Here is a 17,915-nt window from a genome sequence, read left to right on the forward strand (position 1 = left end):
TCGTATATCCTGATGAAATGCAACTGTCCTGGCCTTCGCCCGCGCGACTTGCGCTCGTCCTAGCCCTGCTTTGGGTGGTCTACGTGATGCTGTGGACGCCGGGGCCCTTTTCCCTGCGGGCCCTAGGCCTCTACCCGAAGAAGCTGGGCTCCCAGGTCGTGGGCTGGGCCGCCACCCGCGCCCTTCCCAGAGGGTGGCGGACGCCCCTGCTGGGGCGCTTCGCAGGCCACTACGGCATCAACCTGGCCGAGGCGGAGTTCCCCCTGGAGGAGTACGCCAGCCTCCAGGCCCTGTTCACCCGGCGCCTGAAGCCCGGCCTCAGGCCCCAGGAAGCGGTGATCCCGGGCTTCGTGAACAGTCCCGTGGACGGCCGCATCATTGCCAGCGGCCGCATCGAGGCCGGCCTGGCCATCCAGGCCAAGGGCCTGCCGTACCGCATCACCGAGCTGCTCAAGCACGATCCAGAAGCCGCCCGCTTCGAAGGCGGGCACTTCCTCACCCTCTACCTGTCGCCCAAGGACTACCACCGCATCCACGTGCCGCTGGAAGGCCGGGTCGAGGCCGTCAGCCGCGTCGAGGGGGAGCTCTGGCCCGTGAACGACGCCAGCACCGGCCACGTCCCCCGCCTCTACGAGCGGAACCGCCGGGCCGGCTGGACGGCCCTCGGCACGGGCGCCTGCGAAGGCCTGGAGGTCGCCGCGATCCTGGTGGGCGCCACGCACGTGGGGGGAGTGGTCATCGACGCCCGCTGGCTCGAGGGGCGCGCCCTGCCGAAGGATGGGGGCTGGAAGGTGAACCACCTGCCCTGCGCGCCGGGCGACGACCTCGGCACCTTCGAGTTCGGCTCGACCGTGGTGCTGCTGGTGGGCGGTCCCAGGGCCGCGAACTGGGTGGCGGTCCGCACCTCGGGGGATGTGAAGATGGGTCAGCGGCTGGGGGCGTACCGGTGAACGACGTCGACATTTTTCATCAGGATCCCCTCTGGGACGAAGGCGGCGACCTGCCCGGCGCGCTGGAGGCCCTCTTCACCGCCGCCGGCGAGGTGCTGGATCTGGCACGCCTCCGCGAGCTGACCGGACTGGCCGATGGCGCCCTGCAGCAGGGCATCGAGAAGCTGCAGGAACGGCTCCAGGGCGCCTCCGGCCTGCGCCTGCTCGAAGTGGGCGGCGGCTGGCGCATGGCCACCAGCCCCGTCTACCGGGAAATGGTCTCGCGGCTGGTGACCACCACCCGCAGCGGCCGGCTCACGCCCGCGCAGATCGAGGCCCTGGCCATCATCGCCTACCGCCAGCCCGTCACCATCACCGAGCTGAACGCCATCCGCGGCGTCACCAGCAGCGCCAATCAGGTGAAGAGCCTCATGGAGCGCCAGCTCATCACCCCCGCGGGCCGCAAGCCCGTCGTGGGCCGCCCCATGACCTACGCCACCACCCAGGCCTTCCTCCTGCACTTCGGCCTCAAGAGCCTCCACGACCTGCCCCGCCTCGAGGACTTCGGCGAGGGCCGCCTCGAGGCCGAGGCCCTGGCGGCTCTCGAACCGCCCCTGCCCGAGGACGGCCTGTTCGGCGAAGGCGCCATGATCACCGACCTGGAACCAGAACCCGGCCAGGGACTGATGGAGGAGCCTGAGTCGAGCGCTTCCGACGGAGACTTGCCGGCATGAACCAGCCCACCCTCAGCCTCGAAGGTCAGCCCGCCAAGCCCAAGGTGGAGAGCCCCACGGGCTTCTTCCTCCAGCCGTGGCAGAAGGGCATCCTGCTCGTGGTCATCCTCGGGATCCTCTACCTGCGGATCCTGCGGCGCAAGCAGGCCAAGACGCAGATCTGCAGCCACTGCGGGAAGAAGAATCCCCCGCACCAGAGCAACTGCCAGAAGTGCGCAGCGCCGCTGATGCGGGTGGATTAGCTGGCAGTCAGGCCTGCCTCAAGGTCCTGTGGCATAAGCTTCTCGCCGGGTCCCGGCTTCACGCGCTCCACTGGAGCGCGTTCCGCCACCCGGCGGGCGCTTAAAACTCGATCTCGATGGACTCTTCCGCGAGGTCGTTCTCCTCGCCCAGGACTTCGCAGGCGGCTCCGTACATCTGCAGCACGGCGGTCTTGCGGTTGCTGAGGCTCGTGAGCAGGTCCTTCACGCGCTGGACTTCCGAGGCGATGGTGTTGTTGATCTGGGAGACCTCAGAGCGGCAGCGCTCCCGAGTGGTCTCGTAGAAGGCTTTCTGGTCCTGGCTCAGATCCATGGGGTGCTCCCGGGGTGGAAAAATAGATCGCAAAAATCGAGTTTATACCGTTTCAGGACCAGCCGGCCATGATCAGCATGATGACCAGGATCACAGCCAGGGTCAGGATCACCGGCAGCAGCCAGCGGGGGCGGGGGGGCGGCGTCATGGCTGGCGCCTGGGGTCGTGGACTTTCCGCCGAAGTCTCAAGCCCGGACATGGATCCATGGTGATGAGAGGCGGTCTCCACGCTGGTCCGCTCGCTCAGCACGCGGTGGGTGCCGCTGGTGAGGCTGCTCGGCGTGGGGAAGCGGGCCGAGACGAGGGTCTCCAGGTGTTCCCGGGAGCCCTTCAGCAGGGCGTTCATGTACTCGGCGACGTCATGTTCGGTGATGGGGGTGCCCTGGCGCTGGAGGTACTCCCGCAGGTCGCGTTCCATGAACCGGGCCGAGGGATAGCGGTGATCCACGCCCTTCTGGAGCGCCCGGCTGACGATGGCGGCCATCTCCCGGGACACGTTCGGATTCAGGGTCGCCAGGTCGGAGATGCGGCCGAGGCGCACCTTCTCCAGGACGCCCAGCTCCGAGTCGGCCTGGAAGCAGCGCTCGCCGGTGAGCAGCTCGAAGAGCACGAGGCCCAGCGAATACAGGTCCGATCGGTTGTCCAGGGGCTGACCCGTGGCCTGCTCGGGGCTCATGTACAGCAGCTTCCCCTTGAGCGCGCCGGCCACCGTGTGGCTGGCCTTGCTGGCGGCCTTGGCAATGCCGAAGTCCACCAGCTTCACGGCGCCTTCGGTGGACAGGATCACGTTCTGGGGGCTGATGTCCCGGTGGACCAGCTTCAGCTCGCGGTCGTCGAAGCCCCGCTTGCGGTGGGCGTAATCCAGGGCCGCCGCCACCTTCATCACCACGAAGGCAGCCACCTGTTCCGGGAAGGGGGTTCCGTACTCGCGCACCTTCCTCAGCAGGGTGCGCAGGTCGCGGCCGTTCACGTACTCCATGGCGATGTAGTACGAACTGCCGGCCTTTCCCAGGTCGAAGATCTGCACGATGTTCGGGTGGGTGAGCTGGGCCGCCAGCTTGGCCTCGTCGATGAACATCGTGACGAAGTCCTCGTTGTCGCTGAAGTGCGGCAGGATGCGCTTGATGGCCACGATCTTCTGGAAGCCCTGCACGCCCCGCTGCTGGGCCTTGAACAGCTCGGCCATGCCGCCCACGGCGATCTTCTCCAGCAGGAAGTAGTTTCCGTACTCCTCGATGGCGGCGGGTGCGGCCGGAACCTCGGGCCGAGCCAGCGACGAGGGGAGGGATTCGCCGGTCTGTGGCACCTGGGCGACCACCCAGTCGAAGGGGTCATGGACGCCGGAGATGCCACTGAGGGTGAAATCGGAAGGGCCCAGGGCCTCCGCCTGGGCGACCGGAGCCGGGAATCTAGCCTCGGCCATCCGGACCGGGGCCACCGTGACCGAGGGCGTGGGAAGGCCCGCACGTTCCGGAGTGGATATGGACAGGGCCTCTACCTCCTGGAGGACAGGACCGAAGATGTCCTCCGCGCTCAAGGGCGCCTGGGGAGGCGGAGGTGGCGCCGGAACCTGGGCCTGCCGGAACAGGGTGAAGGGATCGGCCGGAGCCGGGACCGCCCCCCGCTCCAGGTCCTGCAACAGGTCCCCGAAGATGTCGTCCCGGCTGAGCTTCGGCTCCTCCGGGCGGTACTTCCGCAGGGCCTGGGCGAGGGCATCTCCGGGCTGGGTGCGCTCCAGATACGCCTGGACCGCCACCGCCTGGCCCTGTGGAATGGAGCCCGGGGCGGAGGTCCCCGAGAGCACCAGCACCGGCAGTCCGGGTCGCCGCTCCTGGAGCCGCTGGGCGAGGGCATACCCGGCCCCGCCCGGGGTGGACGCCTCCAGCAGGAGCAGGTCCGGATCCCGGGCCTGCTGCAGGAAGGCCTGGGCCTCCGCCGACTGGACCCAGCGGACCTCCCAGCCGTCCCCCTCCATGGCCGTGACCAGTCCCGGCGTCCTGAGGGACTCGCCGTCCACGATCAGAAGCAGGGGATTCGACATGGGGCTCCGGGCAGCGGGGAAGCATCCAGGGTAGCGGGAGGCATTGCACCTCGCCATAACTCGAAATCCGGGATACACTTCTCGTTCGGTCCGAGTCTGCCTGGCAGCCCCGGCTGAAATCCACGGGAAAGGAGGTGCATCCACATGCCTTTGGTCAAGGTCAAAGAAGACGAAACCTTCGAGTTCGCCCTTCGCCGCTTCAAGCGGAAGTGCGAGAAGTCCGGCATCCTCAGCGAGCTGAAGAAGCGCCAGCACTACGAGAAGCCCAGCGCCAAGCGCAAGCGGAAGATGCTTGCCGCCCGTAAGAAGACCCTGAAGCGCCTCTCGCAAGAACGGCGAATGATCGGTTGATCCTGCTCGATGCTTCGCATCGAGTGAAAAAGGCCCGCGCGAGCGGGCCTTTTGTTTTACTGAAGACTGAAGCCTGAGGACTGAAGACCGCCCCATGAATCCCGAACTTGAAGCTCTCGAATTTCCCGAAGCGGTCCGGCTGATCCAGTCCGGCGCGCGGACGGCCCCGGCACGGAAGGCGCTCGGCGCCATGCGCCCGGGGGATGGCCTCGCGGGGCTGCGCCGCCTCCACCAGCTGGAGCTCCAGGAGCTCTGGGCGGCCTCGCCGGACCGCCTGCCCACCTTCCCCATGGACGAATCCCTGGATGAGCTGCTGAATCCGGCGGGCTGGCTGCTTCCGGAGCATTGGCGGCAGCTGCGGGACGGCCTGAAAGCCATGTCCGTACTGCTGCAGAGCCTCGCCTCCCTGACCTGGCCGGAATCCCAGCCTGCGCCGCCCGGCACGCACCTGGGCATCGACCGCCTGCAGGTGACGGCCGTCCTGCTGCCGGATCCGGCACCCCTGGCCGAGCGCCTGGCGAAGAGCTTCAATGCCGATGGCCAGCTGGATCCCCTGCGCATTCCGATGCTGGCCAGTTTGTACAAGGTGCGCCAGGAGGCCTACCAGTCGGTGCAGGGCAAGCTTCAGAAGCTGCTGCGCACCTCTCCGGACGCCTTCAACGAGGCCATGGTGGTCGAGCGGAACGGCCGGTTCTGCCTCCCGGTCCGCCAGGAGCGCCGCGGGCTCGTGCCGGGCCTGGTGCTGGATCGCAGCGGCAGCGGCGCCACGGTGTTCATCGAACCCATGGAGGCGGTGCCCCTCAACAACGCCTTCGTCGAAGCGGACCGGGACTACGCCCAGGCCGTCCAGGCCTTCCTCCGCGACCTGCTGGCCGACCTGCGCACCCGCCGCGAGGACTTCACCCGCTGGCGCGAGCTCCAGGCCCAGGCCGACCAGGGGCTGGCGCTCCTGCGCTGGCAGGCCCTCTGCGACGGCCACCTTCCTGAGCTCGCGTCCGACCCGAAGCAGGGCCGCCTCTGCCTCCTGGAGGCCCGCCACCCGCTGCTGCTGCCCGCCGTGCGGGAAGCCATGGGGCTGGAGCCCCTGCCCCACCCGGTGGTGCCGCTCAACCTGGTGATGGAGCCCGGCAAGCCCGGGCTGGTCATCTCAGGCTCCAACACCGGCGGCAAGACCGTGGTGCTCAAGACCGTGGGGCTGCTTTCCACCCTGGCGGCCTGTGGCTGCGCCGTGCCCGCCCGCGAGGGTTCGGCCTTCCCGGCCCTGCCTAGCCTCCACGCGGACATCGGCGACCACCAGACCATCACGGGAAGCCTCTCGACCTTCAGCAGTCATATCCTGCATTTGAAGGAGATCCTCGAAACGGTTCATGACGGTGGCATGGTCCTGCTGGACGAGCTCGGCACCGGCACCGATCCGAAAGAAGGCGCCGCCCTGGGCATCGCCCTGCTGCAGACCCTCTCGCGCCGCCACTGCTGGATCCTCTGTTCCACGCACCTGGGCGAGATCAGCCAGTGGGCCCTCCGCCACACGCGCTTCCAGAACGCCTCGGTCCAGTTCGACGAGGCGCGCCTGGCCCCCACCTACCGCCTGCTGGTGGGCCAGCCGGGCCAGAGCCGGGCCCTCACCATCGCCGCCCGCCTAGGCCTGCCCCGTGCGGTGCTGGAGCACGCCGACAAGGTGCTGGGCCAGCGCGAGCAGGACTGGCGGGACTTCCTCCGGGAGCTGGAGGCGGAGCGCACGCGGCTGATGGAAGAGGGCGAGGCCCTGCGGCAGGCCCAGGCCGCCGCCGAGAAGGACCGGGAGATCCTGCGCCAGCGCGAGGAGCGCCTGCGCCTGGAACGCGACGCATTCCAGGCGGAATCAAAGGCCAAAGTGGCGCGGGTGCTGGATTTCCTCGACCACGAAGGCAAGCGCCTGGTCCGGGAGCTGAAGGAACGGCAAAAGGCCGAGTCCGTGAACGCCGACCGCCTGGGCACCGAGGCCCATGAGCGGGTGAGGCAGCTGACCCGCCTGGCCCAGGCCGAGCTCCATCCCGGTGGAACGAAGCCTGGAAACTCAGCCCCCCTCCAAGTCCGCGAAGGCGGCTTCGCCCGGCATCGGGGCCTGGGCGTCGAGGGCAAGGTCATGGCCCTGAAGGGCGACCGGGCCACCCTGGAAACGCCCCAGGGCCGGCGCCTCGAATGTCGGGTGGGCGAGCTGGAACCCATCGGAGCCCGGGAGGCGGCTCCCAAGGCCACCGGCAAGGTCCGGGTCCGGGCCGAGGTCCAGGAAGTGGACTCCGAGATCAACCTCATCGGCCGGGCCAGCGACGACGTGGACAGCGAGATCTACCGCTTCGTCGAGGAGGCCCTGGCGGCCGGGCGCCGCACCATCCGCATCGTCCACGGCCACGGGACCGGAAAATTGAAAGCCGCGGTCCGGGAGGCCCTGCGCGGGCATCCGGGCATCGCCCGGGTGGAGGACGCCCCCCAGGCCCAGGGCGGGGCCGGGGCCACCGTCGTTACGCTCCGTTAACCTCCGAAAATTCAACTCCATTCCCGGGGCTTCCGATGCAGGGGAACACCTTGTTCAGGGGCGGACCATGGAATTCTGGAAGAACCTCAACATCCGCAAGAAGCTGATGTATTCGATCCTGGCCCTCGCGGTCGTGCTCGGCCTCGCTTCGACCGCCTTCTCGCTCTGGCGCCTGAACTCGGCCCTGAACGACGGCCTGAGGCTGAAGGCGGAGAGCCTCACGGGCCTCGTGGCCGACGGCATCCAGTCCGGCGTGCAGTTCGAGGACATGGGCCTGGTCGAGCGGGGTCTCGACGGCATGAAGGACGACGCCGACATCACCCAGGCCGCCCTCATCTCCCAGGACCCGGCCACCAAGGCCGCCAAGGTCGTGACCAAGTCCAAGGCCAAGGCCTTCCAGGGGGACCTGACCCCCCTCGCGGACGCCCTGCTGAAGGAGATCGCCAAGGATCCGGCCAAGGAACACACCTTCGTGGAAAAGGACGGGTATGTGCTGGTCAGCGGTCTGGTGAAGATCGAGGGCGCGCCGGTGAAGTCCTACCTCATGCTCCTGGTCAACCGGGACCGCCTGCGCTCCAACCAGGCAGGCGCCCTCGTCGGCATGGCCCTGCTGGGCCTGCTGATGATCGGCGCGGGCTGGGCTGCGGCCTACTTCCTGGGCAACGCCATCGTCTCGCCCCTGGAACACATCCAGGGCCGCATGCGCGACATCTCCGAGGGTGAGGGTGACCTCACCGCCCGCCTGGACGTGCATGGCAACGATGAGATCGCGGCTCTGGCCGGGCACTTCAACCGCTTCGTGGACAACATCCACCAGATCGTCCAGCAGGTGATGGCGATCTCGACCAACATCGCCTCGGGTTCGCTGCAGATGTCGGCGGGCATGTCCGAGATGCACAGCACCGCCCAGAGCATCGCCCACGCGGCCGAGAGCCAGAAGGCCAGCGTCTCCACCACCACCGACAGCGTCAACGGCATCGCCGGTTCGTCCCAGGTGGTCAACTCCAACGTGGCGGATGCGCTGCAGGTCTTCGAGCAGGCCCAGCAGGCGGCCGGCAAGGGGGGCACCGCCGTGGGCAGCGCCGTCTCCGGCATGCAGGCCATCAACCAGAACTCGAAACAGATCGGCAACATCCTCACGGTGATCACCGAGATCGCCAACCAGACCAACCTGCTCTCCCTCAATGCCGCCATCGAGGCCGCCAAGGCCGGCGAGCACGGCAAGGGCTTCGCCGTGGTCGCCGAGGAAGTCCGCAAGCTGGCCGAGCGCAGCGCCACCGCCGCCAAGGAGATCACGGCCCTCATCCAGACCTCCAACCGCGCCATCGGGGACGGCACCAAGATGGTGAACACCGCGGGCGAGGCCCTCACCAGCATCCAGGCCGCCATCACCGACTCCGCCGAGCGCATGAAGACCATCGGCAGCCAGAGCGAGACCCAGAGCCGCGACAGCCAGTCCGTGGTGTCCGCCATGGGCAACCTCACGGCCATCGCCGAGCAGAACGCCGCCGCCATGGAGGAGATGGCCGCCACCATCAAGGAGTCCACCCGCACCGTGGACGAGCTCAGCCACCTGGCCGAGCAGCTCAACTCCCTGGTGGCGCGCTTCCGGATCTGATCTGGATCCAGCCTGCAGACGAAGGCCCCGCCAGCGCGGGGCCTTTGCTTCGCCACCTGGAGTGAGCCCCTCCGGAACGCTCAGGCCAGGTTCCGCGCCTTTAGGAAGGTCACGAACCCGAAGTCGCCGTCGCTGATGTGGTGCTTGAGCCAGCCCTCCATGAAGGTCGGCACCATCAGGGCCATGGCCTGGTGGCTCTCCTGGAACTTGGCCAGCAGCTCGTGGAGGCTGGTCAGCATCGAGGCGTGCTCGGACACGTGCTGCGTGAGGTCGGGGTAGGCGAAGCGGCCCATGTAGGTCTCCTCGGTGGCAAAGTGCCGCTCCGAGCAGGCCACCAGGTCCTGGAGCAGGGCCTCCACCGCGCTCCGGTCCGCATCCTCCTGGACCATCCGCCGCAGGCGATCGACGATCCGGAACAGCTCCTGATGCTGCTCGTCGATGAGCTTGATGCCGGTGTCGTAGCGCGTGTTCCAGGCCACTTCCATGACTTCGGTGCTCCCCTTCACATTGGAGGTCCCACGGTGCCGGGGATGCCGTCGAATCAATCCGCTCAGCGGGCGAATGCCGCCAGTCGACTGTAGGTTTTCAGGACCCGCCGATCAAGTGAAATCCGTTTCATGACATCAATTAGTCATTGCGATTAATGCGCTTAACCTCGGCGGGCGTCGCGCGGCGAGCGTCACCCACCAAAGCAGAAGGCCCCCGAGGGCCCCGACAATTTGGTACCGGTGGTCGGACTCCGGTCCTTGAAATGAATGCGTCGGCTTCACCGAGATCAGGCGGTTTGACCGCAGTCGGAAGTCGATCCGAAGGTCGATCATTTTTCCCCGCCAGGAAAGTGCCTGGGAAAGTGGCCACCCCCCTTTTGACTCAAAAAATCGAGGGTGCTCGATGATCAACACGAAAAAGTTTTCACCAGCGAAATCTATATGAGTTGACGGTTATATTAAGCATGGATACTGGATGACTGAGCACTCGAATGACAACCCACTGAACCTTGCCCTCATCCGAGCTATCGAGGAGGCCTATCAGGCGTCAGCGCAGTTGGAGGAACTGCTCCTGGCAGACCTAGACGAACCTGGGCTTTCCAGGGCACAGGTAGAAGAGCGACAGGAGGTCTCCAGAACCACCATCCGGATCTATGGCAACCTTGAACTAGCTAGAGCGCAAAGGCTGGGTTCGAGTTGAGCTAAGGGTTGGGGCGACCAACCACTCTCTATTGATTTGGCAGTGTAAGTGCTAGTTCGTATATCTGAACTGTCTCATGAATTATTCGAGCACTGGTTTTTGCTGAGATACTTCGACCTGCCACGGTTCGATGGCCGCGAGTGTCGACTACCCCATTACTTAGAAGAACCCCTTCAAACTGGGTGTAGCACTGATTCGCACACCAGATTTTCAGAGATGGTAGAGACTGTGGTCCAACCATTCGTTGCGATTGATCTCTTAGGTAGAGCCGACATGGAGAGTCATTGCGAAGATCAATTGCTGCGATTTCCCAGTTCCTCAGTTTCTCAAAGGTGTGCGCATTGAATGGATTTGAGCCCTTCATGGCAAAGATCAATTCGAGCAACATTTTCATTTGGGATAGATCCAAGACAGTAGGGCTATCAAGTAGCTCCTTAATCTTCTTGAAGCGAACCTCATCCGTTACTGCTATCTCCGAAGTTGCAACCTCATTGCACCACACGGCAGAATTCGGAACGAACAATAACGCGATAAGGAGTGTCGTCCGAATCATAGAGAGCCCTAACGAATGAAAGTTGCCGAACCCGCCTGTACTGAGGCGCTAAACAAAGCCGAGGAAGCGAGATGTTGAGAGAGAGCGGAGGACATAGCAGGCGGGGTCCGAGTGCAGCGGAGGGTTAGGCGATGGGGGATTGATTCGTTGGCATTTGCGATTTGATAATTTCAGCCAATTCATCGCCATTTTCGAGGTAATCAATCGATAGAATATCCTTCTTGCCCATGGTAATTAGTAATTCAGAATCGACCAGGCCATTTTTGATTTCCACCTTTTGAATGGATTGATACGGGATTCTTCTCCTGAGATGCCCCTTAATGAATATGAGCCGACTGTCGGTCAGAAGAACCCGAGTTTTCACGTACGACCAGACCAAATAAGCCGAAAGAGATACCCCAATAGGCATAATTGCCACCAGCCAAATCCAATTGAGCGTGGACATCTCAGACATTTTAAAAACGGGGCCATTCTGAAAAGATGTGGGGTTCATGAAATAAAAGATGGGCAACAGAAGGAAGACAATCGCTGGGAATGCGCGGTTGAACAAGATCTGGAAGATTAGGGCGTACGGCAATTTTTTTGATCGTGCCACTAAGCGCTCGTTCTCTGCCAAGTGGATTAGATCATTTGCGGGCATTGGAATCGCCTAACGGAAGAAGCTCACCAGCCCCACCTGCGCCGAGGCGCTGAACGAAGCCAGGAAAGTCGGAGAATGAGAGAGAGCGGAAAACATTGCTGTTGGGGTCCAACTTAAGCGGAGGGTTAGGCCAGGTCACACAGAACAAGGGGCGTGTCATTCAAGGTTGTGGGCCACAGTGGGGTACCAATGTGAAAGCTGTGCGCTGAAGATTTGACGGATGACTTTGACATTATTGTGCCAGTCCTCGAAGAACCCAGGAACACCCCAGCCGGGAGGATAAGAATACTGTTCGCCCTCATCACCAAATTTCGAAAGCCAGAACTCGGGTTCTTGGGAATCGGAAACCTCGAAGCATAAGGGGTCGAAAAGAATGGGTTCACCCCTGTCATCGAGTATTCGAAAATCGCCAGCCTCAATTCCTAGAACCTCATATTCATGGCCGAGAGAAAGTGACCACACATTCCTGCCATCACAGGCGACATGATTTCGGAATAGTACCTTCATGGGGCGACCTTGGTTTGGGCCTAACAAATGAAGTTCCCCGACACCGCCTGCGCCGAGGCGCTAAGCGGAGCCAGGAAAGCCGGAGGATGAGAGAGAGCGGAGGACATGTCAGGCGGGGTCCGAGTTGAGCCGAGGGTTAGGCGCTACCGTCATAGCCGTTTAAACCCCTTGATTACATCCGGTAATGCTATCCACAGCCCGAGGCAGGAACCCGCGAAGAAAATAAACATGAAGAGAAAGAATTTGTATGGATCTTCCTTTCGTTTGATTGGATCACCAATTCGGGGAAAGAAAACTCCAGAGCGCATTGATATGAAAATAACTACGAATCCGAATATTGCGAAGGCCGCCATCAACGCGTCATGCACAAGATTCATGGGGGCGCCTAACGAACAAGGCTAACTGGCCCAACCTTGGGCTTGGTGTTCAGATGGTGGGGGAAGGTGGTCATGGTTGGGTCCGGTTCAGCGGAGGGTAGGCCCTTCTTAGGCGGAGGAAGTTGATGACGGGTAATGGTTGCCACAGAAGCCAGAGTGAAATGAAGGCGTAAATGAGCCAAGGAGAGAATTGATAGGAAGCCTTGAACAATTCGATGCCATAACCCCAGGTGGTAAAGAGTAGGATGCAATCAAGAATCACCGTCAGAACCATAAGCGTGATAGCTACACGCCTAGATGGATTCGGGCTGAAGTAGTTGGCTAGTACGAATGGAAGAACGGGGAGTGAAAGGATCGAAACCAAGAGTGGGGAAAGCCAGCCATGGCCTGCCCCAGCCAGGAAGTAACTTAGGATGAGCAGGGTGAAGCCCGAGGCGATGCCACTGAATGCTGCCTCATTGCGGGACATTGTCGTCATGGTGCGGCCTAACGGAAGAAGCTAAGCGGCCACGCCTGCGCCGAGGCGATGAGCGAAGCCGAGGATGCGGATAGCTGAGAGAGAACGGAAGACAATGCAGGCGGGGGTAGACTTGAGTGGAGGGCTAGGGTGATATCTGTTGGTTTAACGGGTCGGCTTCATATTGACCGAGGACTTCCAGCCATAGTCTGGCTGTCATGGCGATATTAGTTTCCGTGGATCGACTAAAGCGATTCAATAGTTTTCGAATGAGCAACATCTTTTCCGGCCCTTGTCCGCCTCCATCTGCTGCCACAGCATAGAGCCCTAGCTTCTTTCGTTTTGGGACTGGCCGCATGGCCACAGCCTTAAGAATTTCCCTAGGGTGGGTGATGAAGGTATCACCGAGCCATGATCCGAGCTCTTCGGCAGTGGCACCATCACAGTGATCGCCAGCGTCTAGGATCGCGCCAAGGACTTTATGGTCTCCCTTGTCGTACCAATACATGGCCTCAGCAAGAGACTCTTCGGTCCATTCAACATTCCCCGAAGCCTTTCCAGTGGAAATGACCTGAAGCACTAATTTCCGGCGCTTGGTCGGCGGGGGAAATTTCTTTGAGTATGGAAATTGCCCGTAAACGGAGGAGACGAACAGCAATCCTAGAAGAGCCGCGCGTATGAACATCGGAGGAGCCCTAACTTTGTATTGGACGGAGGATCTTAGACCCCATCAGTTCCCCTATTCAGGAACATTGCCGGGGCACGGTTTTACGGATCCTACCAAGGAATCGATTCATGTACACTTGAAGCCACGGCCCTCTGGCGGAATGGCAGACGCGCTCGACTCAAAATCGAATGCCGAAAGGCGTCCCGGTTCGACCCCGGGGAGGGCTACCAGAACACTCGAATCGATCCCAAACAGGGTCGATTTTTTTTGGCCTAAAACCGGTAGCAAGCTGGTATCAAAAATGCCACTTACGCATGTAACCTGTTTTATTTCTTCATCCATAAAGGATTTTGAGTCCGTCGCGTCTGCCATTTCGCCACACCGGCCAGAAGGGCCAGGATATCGCGGTGGCGCGGGTTTTCAAAGCGCGGTAAGAGGGATCCTGCGTCCCGCGCCGAAGGCCTTGGGGCTCACCTTGAAGGCGAAGGGCAGCTGGCGCCGCTTGAACTCCGTGCGGCGGAGGAGGCCGAGGATGCGGGGCAATGCGGCCCTGGCCTGCGCGAGGGCGGCGCCCTCCAACAGCAGCGCCAGATCGTCCACGAGGCCTTCTTCCGGCCGCTGCGCTTCGAGGGCGGCGCCCAGGATGGCGTCCAGCTGCGCGTAGGGCAGCAGGCTGGCCTCGTCGGTCTGGCCCGGCCTCAGCTCGGCGGTGGGCGGACGCTCGATGACACCCCTCGGAACGGCCTCGCCCAGGTCCAGGGCCATGGCATAGACGCGCGCCTTGAGGCAGTCGCCCAGGGGGGCGAAGGCGCCGATGCCATCGCCATACAGCGTGAAGTAGCCCGTGGCGGCCTCGCTCTTGTTGCCCGTGTTCAGCACCGCCACGCGATCCGTCCCCAGCCACTGGTGGATCTCGGGCTCGGAGGTCAGGGCCATGAGCAGGCTGCCCCGGCAGCGGCTCTGCAGGTTCTCGTCCGTCAGGCCGAAGGCGCGGCCGGGCAGTGCCTGTCCCAGCGCTGCGCCGAAACCCGCGAAGGGCGCGTCCGCGTCCAGGCGCAGGAAGCCCATGCCCAGGTGCCGCGCCTGCTGCTCGGCGAGGTCGGCGCTGACGCCGCTGCTGTAGCGCGTGGGCAGGGCGGCGCCCAGGACGCGCTCGGGTCCGAGGGCCTCCACCGCCAGGGCGGCAGCCACGGCGCTGTCGATGCCCCCCGAGAGCCCGAGAACCACCGCTTCCAGGCCCTGCTTCGCCAGGTTGTCGCGGATGCCGGTCACCAGGGCGTGGCGCAGCCAGGGGCCTTCATCCACGGCCCGCCAGGCCTGGCCCGGCGCGGCGGGATCGACCATGAGCGGGCCTTCGTGGAAGGACTCGCAGCCCTGCCAGCGGCCATCCGGCAGGGCCAGACCGGACCCCCCGTCGAAGAGTAGCCAGCTCTCGGCCCCGACGCGGCTGGCATAGGCGATGGGCACGCCGTGCTTCTCGGCCAGACCCGGCAGCAGGCGACGGCGCTGGGCCTCCTTCGAGGGGATCGCCCAGGGCGCGGTGCGGCCCGGCGGCAGCCAGCTGCCCAGGGCGCTGGGACTGGCACTGGCATTGAGGATCAGCGTGGCCCCAGCGGCCACCAGATCGGCGATGGGATCCAGGCCGTAGCCCACGGGCGCATTGCCCAGCTGGGGATCGGCCCAGAGGTCCTCGCAGATGGACAGCCCGATGCGGTGCCCCTGGAAGGCAACCAGCGGCTGGGCCGAGGCATCCGGCTCGAAGTAGCGGTGCTCGTCGAACACGTCATAGCTGGGCAGCACCCGCTTGCGGGCGCAGTGGCGCAGGCCGCCGTCCGCGCACCACCAGAGCTCGTTCCAGAGCCGGCCGGAAGGCGCGGGCCGGGCCGTCCCGAACACCAGGGGCACCGTGCCCGACAGCGCCGCCAGCCGGAGGGACTCGGCCTCCACGCGCCGCCGCAGGCCCGGCTCCCAGAGCCGGTCCTCCAGCAGGTAGCCGGGGATCGTCAGTTCCGGGGCCAGCACCAGCTGGGCGCCCGAGGCGATCGCCTCGCCGTAGGCCCGTTCCAGCTTGCGGCCATTGCCCTCGGGATCCCCGAGGCGGGCGTTGAGCTGAAGCAGCGCGATTCGCATCCCACCAACTTACCAGCGGATCTCTGCGCAGGTGCCGCCCTCGGGCCGGGGCGAAAGCCGGAGGTCCGCCCCCTGGGCATTGAGCCACTTCAGCGCCAGGGGCAGCCCCAGGCCCGTGCCATCGGGCCGGCCGCTCTCGAAGGGCCGCAGCATGCGGATGGCCGTGTCCTCCGACAACCCGGGCCCCTCGTCCAGCACCTCCAGGCGTCCCTCGGCGATCCTCACCAGGATGCGCCCCCCGAGGGGCGTGGCCTGGCAGGCATTCTCCAGGAGGTTCACCAGGGCCTGGTGCAGCAGCACCGGATCCCCGCGGACGGCCCCCCGCCCTTCGCACAGCAGGCTGCGCCCCTGGCTCACGGGACGGCGCTTCAGCTCCGTCAGGGCCTGGGCCACCACGTCCTCGAGCCTCAGGTCCTCGGCGATGGGGTCCAGCGGCTTGGCCCACTGGAGGAACCGCTGGACCAGGCGCTCAAGCCCCTCGGTCTCCTCCAGCACCGCGTGGGCGGCCTCCCCGTGGCCCACCCGCTTCAGGAGCTGGCCCTGCCCCTTGAGCACCGCCAGGCCGTTCTTCAGCTGGTGGGCCACGCCCGCCGTCATCTCGCCGAGCTCGGCGAACCGCTCCCGCAGCTGATGCCGGCGCTCCTCCAGCTCGGCCTCGGTGACATCCTCGAACTGCACCAGGGCGCCGATCCGGTCCGGCGCCTCGATGCGCTGGACGCGCCAGCGGCGTCCCCCGGCCTCCAGGCGCCGGGCCGGGCCGGGCTCGCCTTCCAGCGCCTCCCGCAACCAGGCGAAGGGCTCCAGCACGAAGGCCGCCTCCAGGCCCACCACCCCCGGCGTGACGCCCAGGAGCTCGCGGCCCTGGCGATTCAGGGCCGCCAGACGATGCCGCTGGTCCACCCAGAGCAGGCCCATGGGCAGGGCATCCAGCAGGCGTTCATGGACCGTGCGCAGCTCCCCCAGGGTGGCCGCCAGCTCGCCGCGCTCCTTCAGGCTGCCGGACACCGCCGACAACAGCAGCGACTCGGGATCGGCGGCCGTCCGGCGGCGCAGGCGGGCCCAGCGCACCAGGACCACCAGCATCCCCCCCAGCACCGTGGCAAGGGGGAGGGCCAGGACGAGCCAGGCGACAAGGTGTGGACGCATCCCAACAGGTTAATCTGGATCCCATGGACAGACAGCCGATCTACATCGTCTCCGGGGGCTCCGGCGAGACCGCCCACCGCATGGTGCAGGCGGCCCTCACCCAGTTCGCCAAGGGGGAGAGCTCGGCCCTGGTGCGCCGCTTCCAGAACGTCCGCTCCCAGGAGGACCTGGATCGGGTGCTGCAGCTGGCCGCGGACAAGCGCGCCGTCATCATCCACACCACCGTGTCCCGGGAGATGCGGGACTACCTCGACAAGCGCTGCGCCGAGCTGCGCCTCACCCAGGTGGACCTCTTCGGCAACCTGCTCGACACCCTGGCGCTCTACCTGCGGGAGCGGCCCGAGGAGCGGCCCGGCAGCTTCCACGCCGTGGGCGACAAGTACTTCCGCCGCATCGAGGCCATCGAGTTCGCCCTGAAGTTCGACGACGGCATCGACATGGGGGGCCTGGTGGATGCCGACATCGTGCTGGTGGGCATCAGCCGCACCAGCAAGACGCCGCTGTCCATGTATCTCGCCATGGAGGGCTTCAAGGTCATGAACGTGCCCCTGGTGCCGGGCGTGCCCCTGCCCCCCGAGCTGGCGGGCATCCCCCAGGGCCGCATCGTGGGCCTCACCATCCAGGCCGACCGGCTCCAGGAGATCCGCGCCTACCGCCTGAAGCGCCTGGGCGCCACGGGCAGCGCGGACAGCTACAGCGACATGGGCCGCATCCTGGATGAGCTCGCCTATGCCGACGATGTCTTCAAGCTGCACCGCCGCTGGCCCGTGCTGGACGTCACCGGTCGCAGCATCGAGGAGACCGCGGGCCTGGTGCTGGACCGCGTCTTCGGCAAGGAGCGGGCGGTTTAACCCAGCCGCCGGTCGCGGCTCCTGCGCTCAGCGCATGCCTTTCGGCAGCCCACGGCGTGTGGGTGTGCGGGAGAACTCCGGCATGCGCCTTGAATGGCTGGGGGGATAGACTCCGGGCTGGAAGCCATAACGGAAGAGCAGCTCACCATCAGGGAGATCTTTCAGGCGCTCGGGATCCGCAGCCATCAGCTCCGTCCTGACCTTGGCCTGAAGGGCGAAGGCACCCTGCCGGGTTTCATGGGTGAAGCGAAGTTTCTGCTTATCGCCTGTCTCCCGCCAACGCCCATTGGTGGCCGTTTCGAGCGCCAGGTAGATGGCACTGGCAATCCAAGGTTCGATCGCATCCCCACAGCGGATCCAAGGCAGGGTGGTGACACGGATGTCGATCTCGTAGATGTCTCCGGGAGCCCCCACGAGCAGGCTGCCATAGTCCGGATCCAGGCCTGGAACCAGCCTGTAGCGGGCCTTCCGATCCGCCCCTGGCAATTGGCTGACCACCTGCTGAAGGCTGGGGGAGTGGGCCAGGGCCCACTGGTACGCCCCGAGGATCATCGGATCTGAGCCCGGAAGCAGGGGCAGGTCCGGAGTGAGCTGGACAACCTGGGTGGGCGGAGGCGGGGTGGGCCACGGCATGGGGG

Annotated in this window: 16 protein-coding genes and 1 tRNA gene; 8 read left to right on the plus strand and 9 right to left on the minus strand. The window is 64.9% G+C overall.

Annotation, left to right across the window (positions count from 1 at the left end):
- Positions 1–17 precede the first annotated feature (17 nt).
- The 3 genes from asd to QOZ81_RS11355 are packed head-to-tail and all read left to right on the plus strand — an operon-like array spanning position 18 to position 1,905.
- Positions 18–950 carry an archaetidylserine decarboxylase gene (asd, locus tag QOZ81_RS11345; protein WP_291206526.1) on the plus strand — a complete coding sequence of 311 codons (933 nt, stop codon included), beginning with the start codon at positions 18–20 and terminating at the stop codon, positions 948–950.
- Positions 947–1,663 (plus strand): SMC-Scp complex subunit ScpB, encoded by a 717-nt coding sequence (scpB, locus tag QOZ81_RS11350; protein WP_291206523.1) that lies wholly within the window; start codon positions 947–949, stop codon positions 1,661–1,663. The genes asd and scpB overlap by 4 nt, the downstream gene beginning before the upstream one ends.
- Positions 1,660–1,905, plus strand: a complete 246-nt coding sequence (locus tag QOZ81_RS11355) for a hypothetical protein (protein ID WP_291206520.1) — start codon at positions 1,660–1,662, stop codon at positions 1,903–1,905. Before scpB ends, QOZ81_RS11355 begins: the two co-directional genes overlap by 4 nt.
- Before the next feature lie 100 nt (positions 1,906–2,005).
- Here QOZ81_RS11355 and QOZ81_RS11360 read toward each other — a convergent pair whose 3' ends face one another.
- Both QOZ81_RS11360 and QOZ81_RS11365 read right to left on the minus strand, forming a co-directional pair.
- Entirely contained in the window at positions 2,006–2,236 is a 231-nt protein-coding gene (locus QOZ81_RS11360) for a hypothetical protein (protein ID WP_286353645.1), read from the minus strand.
- 52 nt (positions 2,237–2,288) lie between these two features.
- Positions 2,289–4,277, minus strand: a complete 1,989-nt coding sequence (locus QOZ81_RS11365; RefSeq protein ID WP_291206515.1) for a protein kinase domain-containing protein — start codon at positions 4,275–4,277, stop codon at positions 2,289–2,291.
- A 144-nt stretch (positions 4,278–4,421) separates the two neighbouring features.
- On the opposite strand from QOZ81_RS11365, the gene rpsU reads away from it, so the two are divergent.
- The 3 genes from rpsU (at position 4,422) to QOZ81_RS11380 (ending at position 8,761) form a co-directional block, all read left to right on the plus strand.
- Positions 4,422–4,628: a 30S ribosomal protein S21 gene (gene rpsU / locus QOZ81_RS11370; protein ID WP_291206512.1), complete on the plus strand. Its 207-nt coding sequence runs from the start codon at positions 4,422–4,424 to the stop codon at positions 4,626–4,628.
- Between the two features lie 94 nt (positions 4,629–4,722).
- A complete protein-coding gene (locus QOZ81_RS11375) occupies positions 4,723–7,143 on the plus strand; it encodes an endonuclease MutS2 (protein WP_291206509.1) in 2,421 nt (806 codons plus the stop codon).
- Positions 7,144–7,210: 67 nt separating this feature from the next.
- Entirely contained in the window at positions 7,211–8,761 is a 1,551-nt protein-coding gene (locus QOZ81_RS11380) for a methyl-accepting chemotaxis protein (RefSeq protein ID WP_291206506.1), read from the plus strand.
- Positions 8,762–8,841: 80 nt separating this feature from the next.
- Here QOZ81_RS11380 and QOZ81_RS11385 read toward each other — a convergent pair whose 3' ends face one another.
- The 4 genes from QOZ81_RS11385 to QOZ81_RS11400 form a co-directional block, all read right to left on the minus strand.
- Positions 8,842–9,246 (minus strand): bacteriohemerythrin, encoded by a 405-nt coding sequence (locus QOZ81_RS11385; RefSeq protein ID WP_291206503.1) that lies wholly within the window; start codon positions 9,244–9,246, stop codon positions 8,842–8,844.
- A gap of 1,380 nt (positions 9,247–10,626) precedes the next feature.
- Positions 10,627–11,118: a PH domain-containing protein gene (locus QOZ81_RS11390; RefSeq protein ID WP_291206500.1), complete on the minus strand. Its 492-nt coding sequence runs from the start codon at positions 11,116–11,118 to the stop codon at positions 10,627–10,629.
- 180 nt (positions 11,119–11,298) lie between these two features.
- A complete protein-coding gene (locus tag QOZ81_RS11395; RefSeq protein WP_291206497.1) occupies positions 11,299–11,649 on the minus strand; it encodes a hypothetical protein in 351 nt (116 codons plus the stop codon).
- A gap of 979 nt (positions 11,650–12,628) precedes the next feature.
- Entirely contained in the window at positions 12,629–13,168 is a 540-nt protein-coding gene (locus QOZ81_RS11400) for a hypothetical protein (RefSeq protein ID WP_291206495.1), read from the minus strand.
- 128 nt (positions 13,169–13,296) lie between these two features.
- Between QOZ81_RS11400 and QOZ81_RS11405 the strand changes: the two genes are divergently transcribed.
- Positions 13,297–13,380, plus strand: a tRNA-Leu gene (locus tag QOZ81_RS11405).
- Between the two features lie 190 nt (positions 13,381–13,570).
- Here the strand turns inward: QOZ81_RS11405 and nadE are convergent.
- Positions 13,571–15,280, minus strand: coding sequence for an NAD(+) synthase (nadE, locus tag QOZ81_RS11410; protein WP_291206493.1), 1,710 nt, complete (start codon positions 15,278–15,280; stop codon positions 13,571–13,573).
- A gap of 9 nt (positions 15,281–15,289) precedes the next feature.
- A complete protein-coding gene (locus QOZ81_RS11415; protein WP_291206491.1) occupies positions 15,290–16,426 on the minus strand; it encodes a sensor histidine kinase in 1,137 nt (378 codons plus the stop codon).
- 23 nt (positions 16,427–16,449) lie between these two features.
- Here QOZ81_RS11415 and QOZ81_RS11420 point away from each other — a divergent pair, with 23 nt between their 5' ends.
- Positions 16,450–17,277, plus strand: a complete 828-nt coding sequence (locus QOZ81_RS11420) for a pyruvate, water dikinase regulatory protein (protein ID WP_291206489.1) — start codon at positions 16,450–16,452, stop codon at positions 17,275–17,277.
- A 27-nt stretch (positions 17,278–17,304) separates the two neighbouring features.
- On the opposite strand, the gene QOZ81_RS11425 is transcribed toward QOZ81_RS11420, so the two are convergent.
- The gene (locus QOZ81_RS11425) at positions 17,305–17,910 is read right to left on the minus strand and encodes a hypothetical protein (protein WP_291206487.1); all 606 of its coding nucleotides are present in this window, start codon (positions 17,908–17,910) and stop codon (positions 17,305–17,307) included.
- Between the last annotated feature and the right edge of the window lie 5 nt (positions 17,911–17,915).

Origin of the sequence: Geothrix sp. (assembly GCF_030219325.1) — a bacterium.
GTDB lineage: Bacteria > Acidobacteriota > Holophagae > Holophagales > Holophagaceae > Geothrix.